Annotated in this window: 3 protein-coding genes; 2 read left to right on the top strand and 1 reads right to left on the bottom strand. The window is 73.7% G+C overall.

What is annotated here, in order from left to right; all coding sequences use genetic code 11:
- Window positions 1–691, top strand: a 691-nt coding sequence (locus tag V7067_RS09155) for a VWA domain-containing protein (protein ID WP_334175589.1), incomplete at its 5' end; no start/stop codon positions are given.
- A 568-nt stretch (window positions 692–1,259) separates the two neighbouring features.
- The gene (locus V7067_RS09150; RefSeq protein WP_334175588.1) at window positions 1,260–1,994 is read left to right on the top strand and encodes a DnaJ domain-containing protein; all 735 of its coding nucleotides are present in this window, start codon (window positions 1,260–1,262) and stop codon (window positions 1,992–1,994) included.
- Between the two features lie 35 nt (window positions 1,995–2,029).
- On the opposite strand, the gene V7067_RS09145 is transcribed toward V7067_RS09150, so the two are convergent.
- Window positions 2,030–2,899, bottom strand: an 870-nt coding sequence (locus V7067_RS09145; protein WP_334175587.1) for an SPOR domain-containing protein, incomplete at its 5' end; no start/stop codon positions are given.

The following is a 2,899-nucleotide window of genomic DNA, read 5'->3' as shown; positions in this document are numbered from 1 at the left end:
GCCCTCGCCGCCGGCCGGGCGGGCAGAGGTGGAGGCCTTTCTGGAGGCGGCCCGCCGCACCGCGCCGGTCGCGGCCGGGGCCGGCGGGCGGCTGATGTTTGCGCTCGATGCCACCTTCAGCCGCCAGCCGGCCTGGGATATGGCCCAGAGCCTGCAGGCCGGCATGTTCGAGGAAGCAGCCCGCCTCGGCGGCCTGATGGTGAAGCTGGTCTATTTCCGCGGGCACGACGAGTGTGCGGCCAGTCGCTGGGTGGCGGACGGGGCGGTGCTTTCGCGCCTGATGGGCCGCATCGACTGCCGCGGCGGCGCCACGCAGATGGCCCGGGTGCTGCGCCATGCGGTTGCGGAGCGGCGGGCCGGGCCGCTGCGGGCGCTGGTCTATATCGGCGATGCCATGGAGGAGGAGCCGGGTGCGGTGCTGGAGCCTGCGGGCGAACTGGCGCTGCTCGGCGTGCCGGTCTTCCTGTTTCAGGAAGGCCACGACCCGATGGCGGCGGCCGTTTTCGGCCAGATCGCGCGGCTCACCCGCGGCGCTCATGTCGGTTTCGGGCGCGGTTCCGCAGCTGAACTCGGCCGCCTGCTGCGCGCCGTCGCCGCCTTCGCCTCCGGCGGCCGCGATGCCCTCTCTGCCCTCGCCCGCACCGGCGACCCCGCCGCCCGCGCCCTTCTGGGCCCGGCTTCCGGGCCCTGAACCGCACCGGGCGAACCGGCAGACCGGTACCGACCGAGGATGCCGTTGAACACGGGATGTTGCACAAAGAGTGTCCGCCGCGCGTGCGGGGATGAGCCCGCAGCAGATACGGGAGCGGAGTTGGCGGGTTGGTGTTCGCCGCGCGGGCGCGGATGAGCCTTCGGAAGCACCCGCCGCCGTCTTACTCAACCCGTGCTCCCTGCGCGGGGCGGGATAAACCGGCGGCCGTGCGGATGCCCGGTTCCGCCCGCCGGCTTTCTCCGCCCGTGCGGCGATGAACCGACGCGCCGGCGGCTGTTGCGCTCCGGGGGCGCGCCCGCCGTGCCGGGCTGACCGGCATCCGGTCTGCGGCGTCCGGTCTGCGGGCGGTGGCGGCGGAGGCCGGTTGCGGGTTGGGCCGGTTGCCGGCCCGATGGCGATTGCAGCGTTTGCGGCGCGGGAAGAATCCCTCTACCTCAGAACCATCTGGTCCGGTTGCCGGCGTGTGCGCCAGCCGGCTGCGGGCAATGGCGCCGCGGCCGGACGGTCTTCCGCAGCCGGGCGCGAGGCAACACGGGAGAGGCCGCCCATGGCGCTCATCATCGGACTGGCTGTGCTGATCCTGCTGGTTCTCGTCGGACGCGGGGTCGTGAGCACGGATCCGAAGGCGCTTGCCGCGCTGGGACGCAAGGCGGGCGGCGTGGCGCTTCTGGGCGTTGCCGGCTGGCTGACGCTGACGGGACGCTGGGAGGCCGGTCTGCCGCTCGGTGCGTTCGGCCTGTCGCTGCTCGGCTATGGCAACGTGTTCGGCGGCGGTGCGGGGTGGCGCAATCCGTTCGGCGGGCTCGCCGGCGGCGCGGGGCGCAGCCCCGGTCTCGGCAGCAATGCCTCGAAGGTGGAAACGGCAGCGCTGACGATGGAACTCGACCATGCCAGCGGCCGCATCGCCGGGGCGGTCCGTTCCGGCCCGTTCACCGGCCGCGCGCTGGAAAGTCTGACGATGGCCGATCTTCGCCGCCTGTGGGCGATGCTGGCCGGCGATGCGGAGAGCCGCGCGTTACTCGAAGCTTATCTCGACCGCCGGCAGGCCGGCTGGCGTCAGGACTTCGACATGGACGCGCGCGCGGGGCAGGGCGGCGCGGCGGCTGCGCGCCGCATGAGCGTAGAGGAGGCCTATGAGACGCTTGGTCTTCGCCCCGGCGCGACCGAAGACGACATCCGCGCTGCCCACCGGACGCTCATGAAGCGGGTCCACCCGGATGTCGGCGGCACGGCGGCGCTGGCTGCCCGCCTGAACGAGGCCCGGGATCGCCTGCTGCCCTGAAAGCACATCTGCGCTCATCGCGGTTCCGTCCCCCGTCACTTCCGGAACGCCATGCAGGCGTAGGATTGTTTCTTGAGCTGGGCGCAGGCCTGCTGCGCCTCCTTTTCGCCGCCGAAGCCGGAGAAGCGGGCGCGGTAGAGCGTGGAGCCGCCCTTGCTGACCGCTTCCGTATAGGGCTCTGCACCGGCGAGGGCGCGGCCGCCTTTCTTGCGGGCTTCGGCAAGGAAGCTCGCCGCCGCCTTGGAGGTCGGCACGGCGCCGATCTGGATCTGCCAGCCGGCCGGCTCGCGGCGGCTCGCGGCGGCCTTCTTCCGGGCCGGAGCGGGGGCTTCTTCCCCGGCATCGGCGGCGTCGTTGTCGGCCGGGGCGGCGTCGGAGGTGACGGCGCCGGCCGCCGGCACCGTGGCCTGCGCCGCGCTGGCCACCATCACACGGCGGGTTTCGATGAGCTTGCGCACCGCATCCGGGTTGAAGGCGCCGTCCTGAAACGGCGTGCCGGCAAACTGGGTGCTGGCGGCGCGGGCATTGGCGGCCTCGGCGGCGGCAACCTGCGTGGCAATGGGATCGTTGGCATAGGCGGCGTCGGCGGCGGTCACGGCGGTGCGGGCCGCTGCCTTGGGGGCGGGCGCGGGGGCCGCCTCGGCCGCCTGCGCGGTGTTGATGACCGGATTGGCGATGGTGAGAACCTTCACCCGGCGCTGGTCGCCGCCGGCCTCATCGGTTGCGGCGGTTGCCGCGGCGGCGGGCTTTGCGGCCGGCTGCGCACCGGCGGTCAGCGCGCCGATGGCATCGAGCGCGGCATTGCCGTCGTCGGCGTAGGCGGTCACCGGAACCGCCGGCTCTGCGGCGGCAACGGCGGCCGGCGCCGTGCGCGGCCTGACGGCGGGCACGCTGGCGGCGGGCAC

The sequence above is a fragment of the Pseudoxanthobacter sp. genome (assembly GCF_036822375.1).
In the GTDB taxonomy this organism is placed as follows: domain Bacteria; phylum Pseudomonadota; class Alphaproteobacteria; order Rhizobiales; family Segnochrobactraceae; genus Pseudoxanthobacter.
The sequence above is the reverse complement of the archived record's forward strand: the minus strand, read 5'-3'. Positions and strand labels throughout refer to the sequence as shown.

Coding starts and splice junctions, on each gene's coding strand:
- V7067_RS09150 (WP_334175588.1), top strand. CDS start 1,260: ATGGCGCTCATCATCGGACTGGCTGTGCTGATCCTGCTGGTTCTCGTC.